The organism is Mesocryomonas lacus (genome assembly GCF_055730135.2).
The window spans coordinates 32,148-48,345 of record NZ_JBUZWE020000020.1 but is presented as its reverse complement, the minus strand read 5'-3'; the positions used below and the strand labels follow the sequence as shown (position 1 = coordinate 48,345).

General features: G+C 63.5%; 16 protein-coding genes and 1 tRNA gene. 3 read left to right on the top strand and 14 right to left on the bottom strand.

The window, feature by feature from the left end; genetic code table 11:
* Positions 1-229: 229 nt before the first annotated feature.
* Together ACZLZY_RS23605 and ACZLZY_RS23600 are read right to left on the bottom strand one after the other, a co-directional pair.
* Entirely contained in the window at positions 230-1,378 is a 1,149-nt protein-coding gene (locus ACZLZY_RS23605; RefSeq protein ID WP_472935133.1) for a glycosyltransferase, read from the bottom strand.
* Between the two features lie 152 nt (positions 1,379-1,530).
* Positions 1,531-2,562 carry a glycosyltransferase family 2 protein gene (locus tag ACZLZY_RS23600; RefSeq protein WP_472935134.1) on the bottom strand — a complete coding sequence of 344 codons (1,032 nt, stop codon included), beginning with the start codon at positions 2,560-2,562 and terminating at the stop codon, positions 1,531-1,533.
* A gap of 206 nt (positions 2,563-2,768) precedes the next feature.
* Between ACZLZY_RS23600 and ACZLZY_RS23595 the strand changes: the two genes are divergently transcribed.
* Complete coding sequence (locus ACZLZY_RS23595) at positions 2,769-3,554, top strand: 3-deoxy-manno-octulosonate cytidylyltransferase (RefSeq protein WP_472935135.1); 786 nt, start codon at positions 2,769-2,771, stop codon at positions 3,552-3,554.
* A 105-nt stretch (positions 3,555-3,659) separates the two neighbouring features.
* Positions 3,660-3,735, top strand: a tRNA-Trp gene (locus tag ACZLZY_RS23590).
* 1,554 nt (positions 3,736-5,289) lie between these two features.
* Here the strand turns inward: ACZLZY_RS23590 and ACZLZY_RS23585 are convergent.
* Genes ACZLZY_RS23585 through ACZLZY_RS23540 form a run of 10 tightly spaced genes read right to left on the bottom strand, consistent with a single transcriptional unit; the run spans position 5,290 to position 12,941 of the window.
* Positions 5,290-5,937 (bottom strand): DUF1989 domain-containing protein, encoded by a 648-nt coding sequence (locus ACZLZY_RS23585; RefSeq protein ID WP_472935136.1) that lies wholly within the window; start codon positions 5,935-5,937, stop codon positions 5,290-5,292.
* Positions 5,938-5,963: 26 nt separating this feature from the next.
* Positions 5,964-6,590 (bottom strand): urea carboxylase-associated family protein, encoded by a 627-nt coding sequence (locus ACZLZY_RS23580; RefSeq protein ID WP_472935137.1) that lies wholly within the window; start codon positions 6,588-6,590, stop codon positions 5,964-5,966.
* A gap of 3 nt (positions 6,591-6,593) precedes the next feature.
* Positions 6,594-7,250, bottom strand: coding sequence for a DUF1989 domain-containing protein (locus ACZLZY_RS23575; RefSeq protein ID WP_472935138.1), 657 nt, complete (start codon positions 7,248-7,250; stop codon positions 6,594-6,596).
* A complete protein-coding gene (locus tag ACZLZY_RS23570; RefSeq protein WP_472935139.1) occupies positions 7,247-7,879 on the bottom strand; it encodes a DUF1989 domain-containing protein in 633 nt (210 codons plus the stop codon). The genes ACZLZY_RS23575 and ACZLZY_RS23570 overlap by 4 nt, the downstream gene beginning before the upstream one ends.
* On the bottom strand, positions 7,872-8,822 hold the full coding sequence (locus tag ACZLZY_RS23565; protein WP_472935140.1) for an arginase family protein: 951 nt from the start codon (positions 8,820-8,822) through the stop codon (positions 7,872-7,874). The genes ACZLZY_RS23570 and ACZLZY_RS23565 overlap by 8 nt, the downstream gene beginning before the upstream one ends.
* A gap of 42 nt (positions 8,823-8,864) precedes the next feature.
* Positions 8,865-9,650: an amino acid ABC transporter ATP-binding protein gene (locus ACZLZY_RS23560; protein ID WP_472935141.1), complete on the bottom strand. Its 786-nt coding sequence runs from the start codon at positions 9,648-9,650 to the stop codon at positions 8,865-8,867.
* Positions 9,647-10,366 (bottom strand): amino acid ABC transporter permease, encoded by a 720-nt coding sequence (locus tag ACZLZY_RS23555; protein WP_472935142.1) that lies wholly within the window; start codon positions 10,364-10,366, stop codon positions 9,647-9,649. Before ACZLZY_RS23555 ends, ACZLZY_RS23560 begins: the two co-directional genes overlap by 4 nt.
* A gap of 5 nt (positions 10,367-10,371) precedes the next feature.
* Complete coding sequence (locus ACZLZY_RS23550; RefSeq protein WP_472935143.1) at positions 10,372-11,031, bottom strand: amino acid ABC transporter permease; 660 nt, start codon at positions 11,029-11,031, stop codon at positions 10,372-10,374.
* A 19-nt stretch (positions 11,032-11,050) separates the two neighbouring features.
* The gene (locus ACZLZY_RS23545) at positions 11,051-11,908 is read right to left on the bottom strand and encodes a transporter substrate-binding domain-containing protein (protein ID WP_472935144.1); all 858 of its coding nucleotides are present in this window, start codon (positions 11,906-11,908) and stop codon (positions 11,051-11,053) included.
* Between the two features lie 58 nt (positions 11,909-11,966).
* Positions 11,967-12,941 carry an agmatinase gene (locus ACZLZY_RS23540; protein ID WP_472935145.1) on the bottom strand — a complete coding sequence of 325 codons (975 nt, stop codon included), beginning with the start codon at positions 12,939-12,941 and terminating at the stop codon, positions 11,967-11,969.
* A 144-nt stretch (positions 12,942-13,085) separates the two neighbouring features.
* Between ACZLZY_RS23540 and ACZLZY_RS23535 the strand changes: the two genes are divergently transcribed.
* The gene (locus tag ACZLZY_RS23535; protein ID WP_472935146.1) at positions 13,086-14,006 is read left to right on the top strand and encodes a LysR family transcriptional regulator; all 921 of its coding nucleotides are present in this window, start codon (positions 13,086-13,088) and stop codon (positions 14,004-14,006) included.
* A gap of 527 nt (positions 14,007-14,533) precedes the next feature.
* Here the strand turns inward: ACZLZY_RS23535 and ACZLZY_RS23530 are convergent.
* A complete protein-coding gene (locus ACZLZY_RS23530; protein ID WP_472935147.1) occupies positions 14,534-15,415 on the bottom strand; it encodes a polysaccharide deacetylase family protein in 882 nt (293 codons plus the stop codon).
* A gap of 11 nt (positions 15,416-15,426) precedes the next feature.
* The gene (locus ACZLZY_RS23525; RefSeq protein WP_472935148.1) at positions 15,427-16,179 is read right to left on the bottom strand and encodes an aspartate/glutamate racemase family protein; all 753 of its coding nucleotides are present in this window, start codon (positions 16,177-16,179) and stop codon (positions 15,427-15,429) included.
* Positions 16,180-16,198: the final 19 nt, after the last annotated feature.

The following is a 16,198-nucleotide window of genomic DNA, read 5'->3' as shown; positions in this document are numbered from 1 at the left end:
CGTCGAACGTCTGCAAATGAAAAAGCAGGTCCGAAAGGGCCTGCTTTTTTTTGTGTCAGTCCCTAAGTGCCGCGACGGCTCCCGGCAGCAACGGGCAGGGATGCGTCGATCGGTCTGCCGGAATGGAAAAGGCCCGGAAATCGATCACGATCTCCGAGCCTTTTAAGGCAGTGGTTCTAGAAGCCGGAATGCCGTACCGCCTTAGGACGGCACGGCGCTCTGAGCGGGATCAGATCCGGCGGTAGCCGATGCCCGACCAGCGCCGGAATTTCGTCAGCAGCGACACGTTGCTGTTGGCGGCCTCCGCCTGCTCGCCGGCGATCTGCTTCCAGGTCTCCAGCAGCGGCAGAAGAACCTTGCGGTCGTCGAACAGGCGGAAGGCGCGCTCGCGCGAGATTTCGTCCGCCTTCGCCCATTCCGCGTCGCTCCAGCCTTCGCAGGCCTTGATCAGCGCCACCGCCTCGTCCTCGGACGCATAGAGCCGGCCGGCCTCGCCGATGTACTCGTCGGCGCCCTCGACATTGCGGGCGACGACAGTACAGCCGGCCGCCATGGCCTCGGCGATCGACACGGGCATGCCGAAGGAGACGGTCGGGTCGTAGGTGTGGACGTAGATGCCGGCTTCGCTGAGATAGGCCGCGACCTCCTCATAGGTGATGTCGTGCACCATCTCGACCGGGCTGCCGAGATCGCGGTTAATCTGCTCGAGCTCGCGGTAGTGATCGTTCGGCCCGAGGCTGCAGAGGATCAGCACCGCACGGTATTCCGGCAGGCGGCTGGCGATGCGGATGAAGGTGGCAAGGTCCTTCGGCTGCTTGCAGGCGGCCGTCCGCACGATCATCTTGCGGTTCTTCTCGACCCGCGGCGCGAGCCACTCCGGATGGAAGCAGGAGACCATTGGCAGGATCTTGCTGGTCGCCGAGCCCCATTTGTTCGCGAGGTGCGGGAACATGTAGAGCCGCTCGATCGTCGGCTCGCGCTCGACGCGGGCGATCTGCTTCGGCACGAAGTGCCAGTGGCCGCGCGCCGTCAGTGGGATGCCCATGCGCTTGGCGGCATCCTTGTACTTCAGCGCGGTCTGGGTCCAGTGCGTGTGGACGACGTCCGGCTTCACGCGCTCGATGGTCTCGAGCAGCGTTCCGCGGTGGACGACGACGTCGCACTGCGCCTGAGACTTCGGCTCGCCGCGCGACCAGACCTCGATGTGCACGCCCCAGCCCTGCATGCGCTGGATCTCGGCATTGATGTAAGATTCGGACAACTGCGGGAAGCTATCCAGTGCGTAGAGCACCTTCAGCGGGGTTCCGTCCCGCTTCAGAACGGGCGGATGCTGCTCCGAATCCTGCCCTGCACCCCAATCGGCGACCAAAGCTGACATGACTCTTCCTTTCGGGAAATACTTCTCCGCGTGATCGTTACAAAAGATTGCCGGCTCACTCAACCAAAGCCTTGGCGTTGGCTGACAAAGTGATGCGCTGTGACATCGGCGACGATGCCGTGTTCACGCCTGATGGAAGGGGTGCCCGACCGTTAGTGCCGGATGTCCTGCATGAAACCTTGTCGCAGCATGGCCTCGGACCCCTCGAAACGCAGCGACCCGGCATAGCGGAAGTCGGCCTCGGCGTTGAATCCGGCATGGCCGACGATCGACTTGTAGTAGCTGGCCCCGTTGTAGTGGGTGCCGCGTGCCGCGATCTCGGTGAATTCCTCGACGGCGCCCGGCGAGAATTTGTAGTGCAGCAGCACGGCCTGGACGGGCGAGAAGTTCCGCGCGATCGGCAGCGGGCCATGATGGCTGCCGCCGTTGAACTGGGTGGCGTCGTCGGCGAAGATCACCGGGAACTTGGTCAGCCGCATGTTGGTGCCGAACAGGCGGCGGCGCGGGCCGCCGCGGATGGCCGTGCAGAACTTGTCGTTGCCGATGCCGTAGCCGTCGCCGTCATAGAGCGGGCAGATCGCCGTCGGCAGGGCGTCGGCGGCCTCCGCCTGCTGGGCGGCACCCAGCGCCCCATCAGGATAGATGTCGATCATCGAGGCCAGCGAGCGCTTGGCGCCGATCCGCTCGAGGTCGGCGATGAAGGCGGAGAGCGGCCGCGTCTCGCAGCCCGGAAAGATCAGGTATTCGTCGCTGTCGATCGAGACGTACCAGCGGCCGCGGCCATAGAGATCGACCAGCATGTCCCGCCAGGCGAGCCCCCCGCCGGCATCGCTGAAACCGACATTCGATTCGTAGAGATCGACATCCCTGGCGGCGAGGAGGAGAGGGCGCGTGCCGTCGCTCGAGCGATCGTCGACGAAGGCGAAGCGTTTCACCCCCAGCCGACGGTAGTGCGCGAGGAAGGAGGGCAGGTACTTCTCGGCATTCTTCATGATGCAGATCAGCACGACATCGGAGCGCCCGAGATCGCCCGAGGCGTGGTGCACGCGCGTCAGCTCGATGCCGTCGCGGCTCTTGGCCCGCTGGCGGAAACGCCGGTTGCGGAAGGGCAGCTGCAACCGCTCGAACAGGCCGGGCTTGCCGATCTGGCGCCAGTCGTCGGGGTGTTTCACGGGATACTGCATGGCACGGGGGCCTCGTTTATCGTCGACCCGCTCGTGACATATGCGTCCATCCGTGGCAACGCCGAAGCGCCGCCGGGCAAGGCGCGCGCGGGATGCCCTCGACATTCGGTGCTCCTTGTGGCGACGTCGCCGCAACGTTATCTGCCGGCAGCGCAACCTTTGCGCACCCGCCCGGCTCGACCGATCATTCAGCATGGATATCCGCAGTGGTAGATGACACCGGCACCGAGTTCTGGCGCTCGCTCTTGTCGACTTATGACAAGATCGTCCTGGTGGCCAACAGCGAGGAGGCGCTGGCTGTCGATCTCGGTGCGCGCTGGCCGAGTAGAACGCTGTTTGTCTTCTTCAACGATGCACGCCGTGTGGTCGCCGAGCGGTTCGACCGCGATGCGCTTCTGGTGCTGCGCAGTGGTCGCGAGGGGCCAAGCGTCATCCGGCGCAACCGCCTCGGCCCGGTCGCAGCCTGTTTCGCACCGGGGCGGCTGAAGGGGATCCTCAACCTCGTGGTCGCCGAGACTGAAGCACCGGCCAGCCTGCGCGAACACGAGGGTTGCCCGGTGGTCCCGCTGGATCTGACCGGCTATTTTGCCGATCGCTATACCGGCGGCAAGATTCCGAGCAGCGGCTACGCCATGGCGGTCTGGATCAGCGCCATGCTGCCGGACGCCCGCGTCGTTCTCTGCGGTTTCAATGCCCTGCGGTCGGAGAACTGGAAAGTGTTCGACATTCACGACTGGGCGTTCGAGCAGACGGCCTTGCGCCTCGCCACCCGCCTCGGCTCCCTCGAGATCGAGGGCACCCCGCGCGCGGGTCCTGATGCCGTGACCGCCCTGCAAGCCCAGTTTCCCGGCGCCGATGTGTCGGCGTTGCTCGCCGTGCACGCCGAAGTCCTCGCCGAGCGGCTCGAGCATACCAACCGTTTCGTCGACAAGCTCTGGTCGCTGACCCGCTTTAGCCGCCTTGGCCGCAAGCTGCTGACCTTCTGGCGCTAGGAATTCGTCCGACACGGTCGGCGAGAACTGCCATGATTCCTGTACCGATCCGACCGAAAGGGCTTGCCAAGCCGGCGGCCAGCGACTAATCGGGGATCGTTCTAAAGGGGCATAGCTCAGTTGGTAGAGCGGCGGTCTCCAAAACCGCAGGTCGTCGGTTCGAGCCCGGCTGCCCCTGCCAGAATTTTCAAAGACTTAGTTTGTTTCGGTTCTCTTCTCGTTTTCTACTGAAGCGCTCGGGTAACGCATAGGGTAACAGAACCGATCGAAGGTCTTCGCGTTATCGGGTCGATTTTCAGGATCTCGAAAACGCTGACTGCGTAAGCAAATGGTTGATGAAACTATTCTCGCGGACTCTAGGCGCACGATCTTGGAGCGGTATTTTTGGTGATGGACACTAACTTCTCAGCCCACATCACGCAAAAAAATAGGAAGCTCCCGTTCGGGGCTGTTGTACGAAACCGGCTTCAAAACAGATCTGTGCCTGCCACGCTGTAGGTAAAAGCAGCAGGCTGCGTATTGCTGTCGTGGGCGACTACCGGACGTTAGCTGGGTCCCGGGCTGTGATGCTGCGGAATAAAACCAACAAGTCGCTAGACGATGCTGAGGGTGACTCCCGGATGTTAGCGGGGTCCCGGGCTGTGATTATGCGGAATCAAACCAGCAGGTCGCCATCCGATGCGGTGGGTGACTCCCGGATGTTAGCTGGGTCCCGGGCTGTGATGCTGCGGAATAAAACCAGCAGGTCGCTAGTCGATGCTGAGGGTGACTCCCGGATGTTAGCGGGGTCCCGGGCTGTGATTATGCGGAACAAAACCAGCAGGTCGCCATCCGATGCGGTGGGTGACTCCCGGATGTTAGCTGGGTCCCGGGCTGTGATGCTGCGGAATAAAACCAGCAGGTCGCCATCCGATGCGGTGGGTGACTCCCGGATGTTAGCTGGGTCCCGGGCTTTAATTATGTGGGATAAAACCAGCAGGTCGCTAGTCGATGCTGAGGGTGACTCCCGGATGTTAGTGGGGTCCCGGGCTGTGATTATGCGGAACAAAACCAGCAGGTCGCTAATCGGTGTTGTGAACACGGAATAGCTGGCGGCTGGGTCCGGGGTGACGTGGTGCAAAATAACCAGGAGGTGCTGATTGTTGCTTCGGGTTTAGACCGGTTGTTAGCAATCCCGTAGCCTTTCACCAAATTGGGAGAGAAAGCCGACCGTAAAATTTTACTACCCGAACCGGTCCGGTACCCAAACGGCGAAATTTTGCCTGAGCCCCGGTAGGGGGGCGGAGTTGGGGAGCTTCTATGTTCAATCTGTGATTTCGAAAGAAGCGAGAAATCCGCTTCCATGCAGCTTGGTGGCCATCTCTCACACTCCCGCACATTGTCAGCGAGACCAAAGGCATCGTTTGTTTAAGAGCAAACACGATTTATTGGGTACGGGACGTCCTTGCCTTGTGGAGTGAAGGCGCGGCCGAAAGAGATCGCCTTTGCTCCACCATTGTTTGGTCGGGGGAGATGACCGCGAGAAGGAAACTTCGATCGCTAGTCGAACAGCGCGGGTCATCGACGCGTCCTTAAGGTGGACTTACGTGCGCATTTTGAACTGCAAAAAATGATCGTCTTGGTAACGTGAGAGACACATCCGGCAGCCGTTAGGAAGCCGAGCGCCCAAAATAATCAACGCAGCGCCGCAGATCCGATGCAGCTGCGAGCCGATGGCTTTGGGCGAAACACATGCCTAGGGCGATGGTCGCCAGCTGGCGGACGGCGGAATCAATGCGAAGGCATCGTCGAGGACTTCGAAATGCGCGTCCCGTGGCGTGTTCGTCGCGCCGCCCTGGATCGGGACGATGTCCTGAGGGCAGGCGCTGAAGGCGACGAGACAGTCCATCTCGGCGCGCAGGCAGACATGGTCACCGGGACGCCCCGGTGTAGGGCCGGTCAGCAGGCTGCGCCCGTCGGCGGCGACGGCGATGTTCATGAAGATGTTGAACGAGGCGAGGATCGGCACCGGCGCGACCTTGCCGGCCTCGGTCACGGCCTCGAACATGTTGTCGAGGCAGTTGCGATGATAGGTCTCGACGCCGAGCAGCCGGTAGCGGTGACAGTCGCAGGCCGCCATGAAGCTGTCGTGCACGCCCGGGGAGGTATCTTCGACGAGCGTCAGTATCGACCGCCGGAGCGTCGTGACGAAGCTGTCGCCGACGACGGGGTTCAGCCGTTGGTTCCAGACGCGGCTCGCCTCCATCGACATGTGCTCTCCGAGATCCTCGGCATTCCAGGCCCAGCAGTCGACGACCTGAGTGCCGTATGTGTTGACCAGGCGCACGGTCTGTCCCGCCGTTAGGAATAGCGCTTTGCCGTGTCCGGCGGGGATTGTGGTCATTGGTCTGTCGGACATCGGGTCGACCCTCAGAGCTCGTTGTGGACGCGGACAAGCAGGGCGCCCTGTCCGTCAGAGATGCCAAGATCGTTCGGCGCGGCGACGACGACGACGCGGCAGTCGATCAGGACGCGGAAGGTGACGAGTCGCCCCGGGGCGGGCGCCGAAGGCGTCGGACTGAGACGCCCGGTCTGCTCGACGGCGACATTCATGAAAAGGTTCACCGGATCGGGATGCTTGCGTGCGGCAACGCCGCTGGCCGCGATGGCACCGGCGAGAAGTTCGACGCAACCCGGTCCCGAGAGTCCGACAGCTTCGAGCGAGGCGCCCGTCGAGGCCGGCATCAGGAGGTCGTTCGTCCCCGCACTGTCGCGTCCGAGCACCATAAGCGGCCGCCGCCGGTTCGTCACGAGGCGCATGCCTAGGGTCAGCCGGTAGGAATTGCTGAACACCCGCGTGTGGTGAGGCGACAGGAACTCGTCGCGTTCGGCGTCGGTGAAGGCGAAGAGCTGCGCCGTGCGGTCGCCCGCGACATCCTCGATGGTCAGCAGCTGCCCGCGGCCGACGGCAAGGTCGGCCGCGGTTCCGTGGACGATCTCGCGGCAGCATTCCGGCGGCAGCGGTGCCACGTCGGGGTTCTTCATCAAAAGTGGCATGGCTCAGTCCTTTCCGGGCGTCGGCGGCGTGTCGGAAACGACGATGCGGATGTCCGTGACCACCAAACCGTTGCCGGGGATGATGTCCTGCGGGCAGGGCGATACGGCGCAGACGACGTCCATCAGTGCCCTGAGCACGAGATGGTCGCCCGGCCGGCTAACCGGATCGGTCACCGTCATCCGGCCATCGGGGGTCACCGGCCCGTTCTGGAAGAAGTTGAACGGCTCGGGAACGTGCAGAACGTCGATGCCGTAGGGCGCCAGCGGCTCGGCCATGTTCTCCAAACAGTTGCGGTGGCCGGGCACGCCGAAGTCGACGGCATAGCGGGTCGGGTCGCATGCCGGCACGTTGGAATCATGGTTCCCCACCGTGTCGGCCACAAGCTCGAACATCGGTCGACCGCGCGAGGAGGCGAGGAACTCGCCGACTTCGACGAACAGCGACAGGTTGCGCCTGCGGGTGTGGACTGGTGAGAGCACCTCGGAAAGATCGTCGCGGCGGAGCGCGACGAAATCGGCGGCCTGCCGGCCCTCCACGTCGATGAGGGTGATGTATTGGCCGGCATTGACCTCAAAGCTCCAGCCGAAGCCGCCGGGGACGGTCTCGTCGCAGGCGGTGGCGGCGAAGGATAGCGGCGCGCAGGCGCAGCCGCCGATCATTCGCCGACCGTGAAATGGGCTTCCGTTGGCGGATGGCCGACGCCGTTGATCGGCAGGATGTCCTGCGGGCAGGCGCTGAAGGCGATGACGAGGTCCATCTCCGCCCTCAGGGCGACGAAGCTGCCCGGGGTCGACACTGGCGCTTCGAACGAGATCGTGCGGTCCGGCTTCACCGGGATGTTCATGAAGAGGTTCAGCGGGCTCGGCGTTTCCGGTGCGTCGAGAGCGATCTCCTGCATGGCGGCGTGCAGGTTGTCCTCGCAGTTGTCATGATAGCCCTCGACGCCAAGGAAAGCGTAGCGATGCTTGTCGCAGGCCGCCACGAGGGTGTCGTGGATGCCGCCCGAGGTATCCTCGATGAGGGTAAGGATTGGCCGGCGACGGTTGGTCAGCATGGTGTCGCCAACGATCGGAATGATCTTCAGGATGTGGGCACGGCTGTGCTCCATCGACATGAACTCGCTGCGGTCCTCGGCATTGAAGGCCCAAGTGTCGACGACCTGATCGCCATGGGTATTGATGACCCTAACGATCTGGCCCTTCCTGACGAGCGCCGCCTTGCCGCTGCGAGCGGGAATAGTAACGGGATGGTCGGTGTGCACGATGTCCTCCTCGTGGGTTTCAGGCAATATGTCGCTTGTGCTGCCAGCGCGGCTGGGCGCAGATCTCGCCAAGAAAACCGATGATGACCGTCGCGGCGAGATAAGCGGTGGCTCCCGTGCCGACGTCGAGTGGCGGGTTGACCTCGACGAGGTCGAAGCCGACGACCTCGTTGCGTTCAGCAACGAGTTTCAGCGAGTCGCGCAGCTCCGCATAGGTGAGGCCGTCCGGCTCGCCGGAGACGCAGCCCGGCACCAGCGACAGGTCGAGCGCGTCAATATCGATGCTGACATAGACCGGCGCACCTTCCGGCAGGAGCGCGGCGATGCCGGCGGGGCCGAGGCGGTGGAATTCGGGCATGGTAACGACACGGTTGCCGCCGGCCTCGATGTCGTCGTGCTGCTGGCGCGAGCTGCGCAGGCTCCGGATGCCGATCTGCGTCAGGCTCAGCGCCGTCTCCAGACGGGTCATGTGGCGGAAGGCGTGGCCGTTGGTGAACCGCAGTCCATCGGCGTCCTCGGCATAGTCCATGTGGGCGTCGAAATGCAGGATGTGCACGGGGCGATCGAAGGCGCGGAAAATTGGATAGGCGATCGAATGGTCGCCCCCGAGGCCGACCGGCAGCGCGCCGCGGTCAAGGATGCCGCGCACCGTCGCGGTGATATTCTCGAAGCTCCGGACGACATTGGTCGGCGCGATGTCGACGTCACCAACGTCGGCGATGAGGCCTTGTTCCAGCTCCTCGACGAGCAGGCTGCGGCGCGTCGCCGGATCGTAGACGCCGCCGGTGAACCGCAGCGAATGCTCGCGGATGGCCCGCGGCCCCATGCGCGTTCCCGGCAGGAACGGGGAGCCTTCGTCGAAGGGAACACCGTAGACGGCGATGGCGGCATCGAGCGTCGCGATGTCCTGGCAGATCGGCGCCCGCAGGAACGAAGGGATGCCCACATAGGGTCGGTCGATACGGGGCATCTTCACTCCTTGTCTGGCGGAAAGCCTCCCGCGGCAACACCGTTAGAAGGCGTCGCCGCCGGCATGGATGAGCGCGAGGAAGGCAGCGACGCGCGGATCCTTCGGGGCGGTCATCACTTGGCTCGCCTTGCCGTCCTCGATGATCCGGCCGGCCTCCATGAAGGCAATGCGGTCGGCGACATGCGCGGCGAAGCCGATCTCGTGGGTGACGACCACCATGGTCATGCCCGTGGCGGCGAGATCGCGTAGCAACGTCAGCACCTCGCCGACGAGTTCCGGATCGAGCGCAGACGTCGGCTCGTCGAACAGCATGAGCGTCGGATCCATGGCCAGCGCTCGGGCTATCGCCACCCGCTGCTTCTGGCCGCCGGAAAGCGCGTAGGGGAAACGCTCGGCCTTGCTGCCGAGGCCGAGGCTTCCCAGGAGCTCGTCGGCGCGGGCCGTCGCTTCGGCGCGCGAGCGGCCCAGCACCACCATCTGTGGCAAGATAATGTTCTCGCGGGCCGAGACATGTGGCCAGAGGTTCAGCTGCTGGAACACCATGCCGATACGCGGCCGCATGGAGTCGATCTCCTGCCGGGTCTGGCGACGGATCGTGTCGCCGACCCGCTCTCGGCCCAAGGGCTTGCCGTCAACGAGGATGAAGCCATCGCTTGGCTGCTCGAGCCAAGTCAGGCAGCGAAGCAGCGTGCTCTTGCCGCAACCGCTTGGGCCGATTAGGGCGACAACCTCGCCCTTTGAAACATCGAGATACACTTCGTTGAGGGCCCGCACGCCTCGAAAACTCTTGCTAAGGGCGCTGACGCTGAGGGCGAGGTCGGGCTTCATGCATCCCTCCGGTCGAACGACAGGAAGCTTGCTGCCAGCCTGCTGCGGGAGACGTTCTCGCGCTCCGCCTGGCCGAATCGGCGTTCCAGCCAAGCGGCGGCCTGCGCAACCACCAGGCTGATCAGCCAGTAGAGTAGTGTCACCGCAGCGAAGGCCTCGAAAGGCGCAAAGGTGTTGCCCTGGACGATCAGACTCTGGAAGGTCAGCTCGCCGACGGTGATCGAGCTCAGCACCGCTGATTCCTTAATCATCGTGAGTGTCATGTTGGTTGAGGGCGGAATAAGCCCCCGCACGATCTGCGGGAAGACGACATGGCGCATCGACTGCAGGGGCGACATGCCGATCACTCGCGCCGACTCAAACTGGCCCCTCGGCAGCGCGAGGATCGCTGCGCGCACGATCTCGGCGTAGTAGGCGCTGGCGAACAGCGACAGAGCGATCGTGCCGGTGATGACCGCAGGAAGACGGATGCCGGAGAAGGGCAGGCCGTAATAGACGAGGAAGACGATGATGATGAAGGGGATCGCCCGCAGCACGATCACATAGGTCTTGACGAAACCGCGTGTCACGGGGCTCGGCACCAGCGACAGGAGGGCGAGGACGATGCCGATGGCGTAGCCGATGACGAAGGCGGCAGCGGTGATACGGATGGTCAGCCAAGCGCCCTCTAGAAACAGCGGCCAGTACTGAAGAAGAATGCCGGTATCGAATGTCATGCTCGCTATGCCCTCGCATCGGCGGTGCCGCGTTCAAGGACGGTGCCGACCGCTATGACCGCGAGATTGAGGACAAGGAAGCAAAGGGCCGCGCCGACCAGCGTCTCGAACGGGCGGTAACTGGCGCTGGAAATCGGCTGGGCGGTGCGCAGAACGTCGACGACGGTGATGACGGAAAGAAGTGCCGTACCCTTGACGACGATGGTGATCTCGTTGACCAGCACCGGCAGAATCTTCCGGAACAGCTGCGGCAGGATGACCTTCTGCCAGATCGCCCGGCGCGACAGGGCCAGTGCGCTCGCCGCTTCGATCTGTCCGGGGTCGATGGTCTGCAGGCCCCCGCGCATCATCTCGGTAATGAAGATGGCGCTGTTCAGCGCGATGGCCGCAACGCCCGCCGCCTCAGGCCTCAGGTCGATGCCGAACACGGGAATGACGTAGTAGAACAGGAAAATCTGGATCAGTAGCGGGGTGCCGCGAATGAACGAGATAAGGCCGGCAAGCGCCGCGTTGACCGCGGTAATCTTCAGCGAGCGCAGGATGGTGAGCCCCGTCCCGCCGATCACCGCGATCACGATGATGATCGCCGCGAGCCGGGCATTGATCAGCGCCGCCGTCGCCAGCGCCGGCATGACGGAAAGCAGGTAGTCGAACTGGAAGGACAAGCCCGATCTCCGCTTGAGGTCAAAGGGCGTTCGGCGGAAGGTAGCCCGTGTCGGGGATTTCCATCTTGAAGCCGAACCATTTCTCCTGCAGCTCGCCGAGGCGGCCGTCGTCGCGCATCGTCTTGATGACGCCGCTGATGAAGTCGCGGAGGTCAGTGTCCTCCGGACGGGTCACCCAGGCGAGATAGGTGTAGCCTCCTTCGACATCGACCGGCCCGAGAAGCTCGAAGGTCTCCGGGCGTTCCTTGACCAGGACGGCAAGTGTCGGTAGCGACTGAATCACCGAGTCCACCTCGCCGTTGGCGAGCGCCAGGTAGGCTTCGGGGAAGGCAGTGAAGAGCTTCAGATCGGCATAGCCGCTGCCGCCGGCGGCCTTCAGCTTTGCGTCGAAGTCGCGCGTTGTCGGCTCGGTCGAGGAGGCGAGTTGGGTGGCGACGACCTTGCCGTTCAGGTCCTCGGCTTTGGTCATCGGATCACCCTTGCGCTTGGCCGCATATGGCTGACCGTCGGCGATCGGGAGCGTGTAGGCGTAGCGCTTCGCACGCTCCTCGTTGATGCCGACGGTGGTCGCGACGAAGTCGAACTTGCCGGCGAGGACGCCCGGCAGGATGCCCTGCCAGGGCAGGTCCAGCTGCTCGACTTTGACACCGAGGGCTTTGACCACCTCCACAAGTATGTCGCTGCCGTAGCCGACGATCTTACCGTCCTTGACGAATTCGAACGGCGGATAAGCCGCTTCCGTGCCGACGGTGACCGTGCCGGTACGTTTAATCCTCTCGAGCGTCGTTTCGGCGAAGGCGAGCCGCGTCGACAGCGTGGTGGTCAGTGCAGCGCCCCCGGCGATGAGTCCGAAGTGCCTGCGGGTGATAGGCGGCATGGGAAGGCTCCTGGTTGAGGAAAGGTCGCGGGTTCGGCTCGGGGGAGGCAGGTTACTTTTAGGCGGCGGCGGGCTCGAAGTAGTCGGCGCGCACGGCCGCGCCGATCAGGTTGACGATCAGCCTGCCGGCCACGACGCTGGTGATGTTGTTGAGGTCGATCGAGGGCGTGATTTCGACGATGTCCATGCCCAGTACCCGGCCCTTACGGACCAGCGCGTGGATAAGCTTGCGCACCTGGTGGAATGTCAGTCCGCCCGGCGCCGGGCCTTCGACCGCAGGCATCACTGAGGGATCGAGGCCATCGGCGTCGATGGTGATGTAGTAGCGCCCGCCATTGGGAATACGGTCGATGATCGCGTCGATGCCGAGGTCATGCACCTCGAAGGCCGGGATGATGTTGGCGCCGTAGGATTTGGCCGCTGCCACTTCCTCGGGCCGTGCGCTGCCGGCCGAGCGGATACCGATCTGGTAGATGTCGCCGATGTGGTCCATCTCGGAAGCGCGGCGGATGGGGCTGGAGAGGCCGTCGGAGACGCCGTTGACGTGGTCGCGCCAGTCAATGTGGGCGTCGACCTGGATCAGTGTGATTGGCCCTTCGCCGTCGGCATCCTCGAGCGCCCGAAAAATTGGAATCGGGATGCCGTGGTCGCCGCCTACTGTGATCGGCATGGCGCCGGCCTTCAGGATCTTGCGCATCGCCGCCTCGGCGCGGGCGAAGTGGCCGCGGTGATCGGCGATGTCGAAGGGGACGTTGCCGACGTCCACGGTTTTCACCGCCCGGTCGTCGTAGATTGTCCCGCCGACGTCGAAGTCGTAGCGCTCGAGACCGCGGGAGATCCGATCGGTCACGGCGCGCACGGCGTCGGGCGCCCGGGTCTGGTCGTTTGAGACGGCGTGCGGCTCGTAGGCGTTGCCGTAGGGCATGCCGATGAAGACGATATCGGCGTCGAGGCTGTCGAGGTCGCTGACGTAGGGCGCGTAGAGAAACGTTTTGTGGCGCTCGGCAGGAGCGACGGTCAGCGGCTGGGACATGGCTTCCTCAATGGTCATTTCTGCTGCAGTCTGAACGATTATTGAACATGCATTCGCACAATGTTTAATCTCTTCATTACGATGCCTGTATTGAAGCAGTATCGCAATTGCTAATGCGGAAACCATGCTTGTATGATCTGCAACATGAACTATGCCTCACCAATGCCGATCGCGACTTTGACTGAGAGTGACCTTCGACTGATGCGGATCTTCCGGGTCGTCGCGTCCAGCGGCGGACTTTCTGCGGCGGAATTCAGCCTGCACATGGACCGCTCGACCATCAGCCGCCACATCAAGGCGCTGGAGCTCCGGCTCGGCGGCTGCCTTTGCCTACGAGGCCCCGCCGGCTTCGAGTTGACCGAGCTTGGAGAGACGGTCCTCTCGGCCGCCATCGCCGCCTGCGACACACTCGACGCGGTCCGTGATGACCTGAACCAAGCGCGCAACATCCTCACCGGGGAGCTGATCGTAGGCATTGCCGATAACTGTCTCAGCAATCCCGCCTGCCGCGTCGCAGAGGCGCTGGCGTTGCTAGGGGCAGAGGCCCCGGCGGTCCGCCTCCAGGTCGTGGTGCGTCCGCCGGCCGATCTGGTGCGCGAACTGCACGCCCGGCGTTTGCATCTCAGCATCAATGGTGCCGCGCCGCAGGATCAGGATTCAGTCCGGCACGAGCTTTTCGACGAGGAGTTCAGGCTCTATGTCCGCGGGGGGGAGGAGGTGCCGACGGTCGACGACCTCTCGCCACTCCGCTACTCCGTGGTAACGCGCTTTGCCGATCCGCACAGCGCCGGTTTGCTGGCCGCGCTGCGGCTGGAACACGCTGCAGTTGCCTCAGGGCTCGAGGCTGCGGCCATCCTCATCGCAGGCGGCCGCCATGTCGGCTATCTGCCCGACCACTATGCGGCGACGCTGCGTTCCCAGTTCGAACTCGTCGAAGTGGAGGGGTCCGTGCCCCTTCGCTATGGCATCAAGTTTCACCTGCGCTACGAGCGAAGCCGCCCGCTGACTGCGGCGGGCCGGCGATTTCGCGACATCGTCCGGCAGTGCCACGGCGTCTCGGCATAGGGGCGGCGCGGCAGGGAAAGTGCTCAGCCTCTGGTATGCCTGAAGCTTCGTATGTCCTTGTCAGAACGCAGGGTCCCGGCGAATCTAAGTTGCTATACTCCGCTGTAGACGGCCACAGGGCGGCGACTGGCGACGTTCAAATTGGGCCTGCCCGCCACCTCGGCCTCCATGAGAAATGCATTACGCTTTCGGTAACCGTCCTCTCAAAATTGCCATTAGCAGTTTTCGCCAGAAGCGCGAGAAGGGACATTATGCCCGCGATCCTTGTGCAGAACAGTGGCTGTTCGCGAATTTGCACGATGAGCTGACAGTCAGCTTTCGGCTCAGCCCCGACGTTTGAAATTTTGTCTCCCAGCACCGATTGTGATCAGCTTGTACCCTTACGATACGCCCGGGAAGCGCCGTACGATTACCTCTGATGTCGTCAAACGAGGTTGTCTTGCAACGATGCTTTGGCGGAGCCGGTGTAGGATCCAGCATGATACCGACCTCATACCCTTTTCCCACTGCGGGACGTGGGTGCCGTATCAGACCGCGCGCTCGGGAGCGGTTTCGATAAACGCAGCTATCTCGCCGGGCTGGGTGATCCAGACCTCGTCCCGCCGCGACGCGATGTGTTGAAGGGCACGCGTCAGCGCGCGCAGGCGAAAGGGCTGGCCGGAGATGAACGAATGAACAACGACAGACATCACCAGCGGCTGATCCTTCGAGGCCTCCAGCATCTCGTCGAACTCGTCGATGATCATACGCTCGAAATCTGTGGCGCTCGCTTGCCGCCCGATGATGGTCGAGGAATCGTTCAGTTCGAGCGCGTAGGGGATCGATAGCAGCGGACCCGAGCGGGTTGTGAGCCAGACTGGCTGGTCGTCCATTCTCAGGTCCATGAGGTAGCGATAACCGGCCTCCTTCAGAAGATCGATGGTTGCCTCGGTATGGGCGAGCCAAGGGCTGGACCAGCCACCGGGCCGATAGCCTTCCTTGCCCTCGATACGGTCGGCGACGGACGTGAGGTAGGCCGCCTCGTCCTGCGGCGTTCGGCCTACGAGCGTGTCGGAATTGGTAATGCCGTGTCCGATGATCTCGCATCCTTTCGCGCGGGCGAAATCCATGAGGTCCGGCGAGTGGTCGTAGACCGCAGTGTTGAGGAGGATCGTTAGTGGCATGTCGAACTGAGTGAACCGCTCGATCAGCCGGAACCCGCCGACGCGGTTGCCATAGTCGCGCCACGACGTGTTGACGTCGTCGGGCTTCGGGGCGCCTGGAAACAGATCCTCGGTCATGCCCTCGCCAAAGACATATTCCTCGATACCGAGGGAGAAATAGAGAGCGAGCCGCTTGCCGTTCGGCCAGACATAGTCCGGGCGCTGCGTGATCGGAGAAAAGCTGTATCGGTTCTGACTCTGCAGCATGGCGTGCTCCTTCAGGAATTATCACTGCGCGGAAGCAGCGCGGCAAAGCGGGGCGAAAGAGACTTCGCTGGCGGCGCGGCATAGCTCGCGTGTTTCGAGGTGGATAGCTCGCAGCGCACTAGTGTCTCGGCCATGCCAACGGCGACCGCGACCCCGTCAATCACCGGGATACCCAGCGTGGCGGCAATCGGGCCGGCGAGATGCCCGATCCCGGCGCAGCCGAGCACGATCGCCTCTGCTCCGTCCGCGTCGATCGCCAGCCGTCCTTCCGCCAGGATGGCCTTCAGCACCGCTTCCTCTTCAGTCTCGTCGTAAAGCACGGGCACATCGACGGCGCGGATGGGAAGGCAGCGTCCCGCAAGGCCGAGACCAAGCGAGGCGACGACACGGTGGGAATGGATCCGGGTGCGCGCCGGCAGCGTGACGATCGAGAAGGTATCGGCGATCAGTGCTGCCGCGAACAGGGCAGCTTCCGTCATCCCGACGACCGGGACGCTGGCAACCTCGCGCGCCGCGCCTATGCCCGTATCGCCGAAGCAGGCGATCACGAAGGCGTCCACGCGCTCGGCTTCCAGCCGTCGGATTTCCTCGATGACGCCAATGGTGGCGACCGCCTCCTCGAAATGGCTCTCGATCGACGGCGTGCCATCCCGCGGCTCGCTGGCAGTGACGCGGGTGCCGATGCCGGCGGCCGCGGTCCCCGCCCGCTGGTCGGCGGCGGTAAAGGCCGCCGTGGTGTTGGGGTTGATGATGTGGATGTGCATCAGGAGGCCTTTGAAGGGG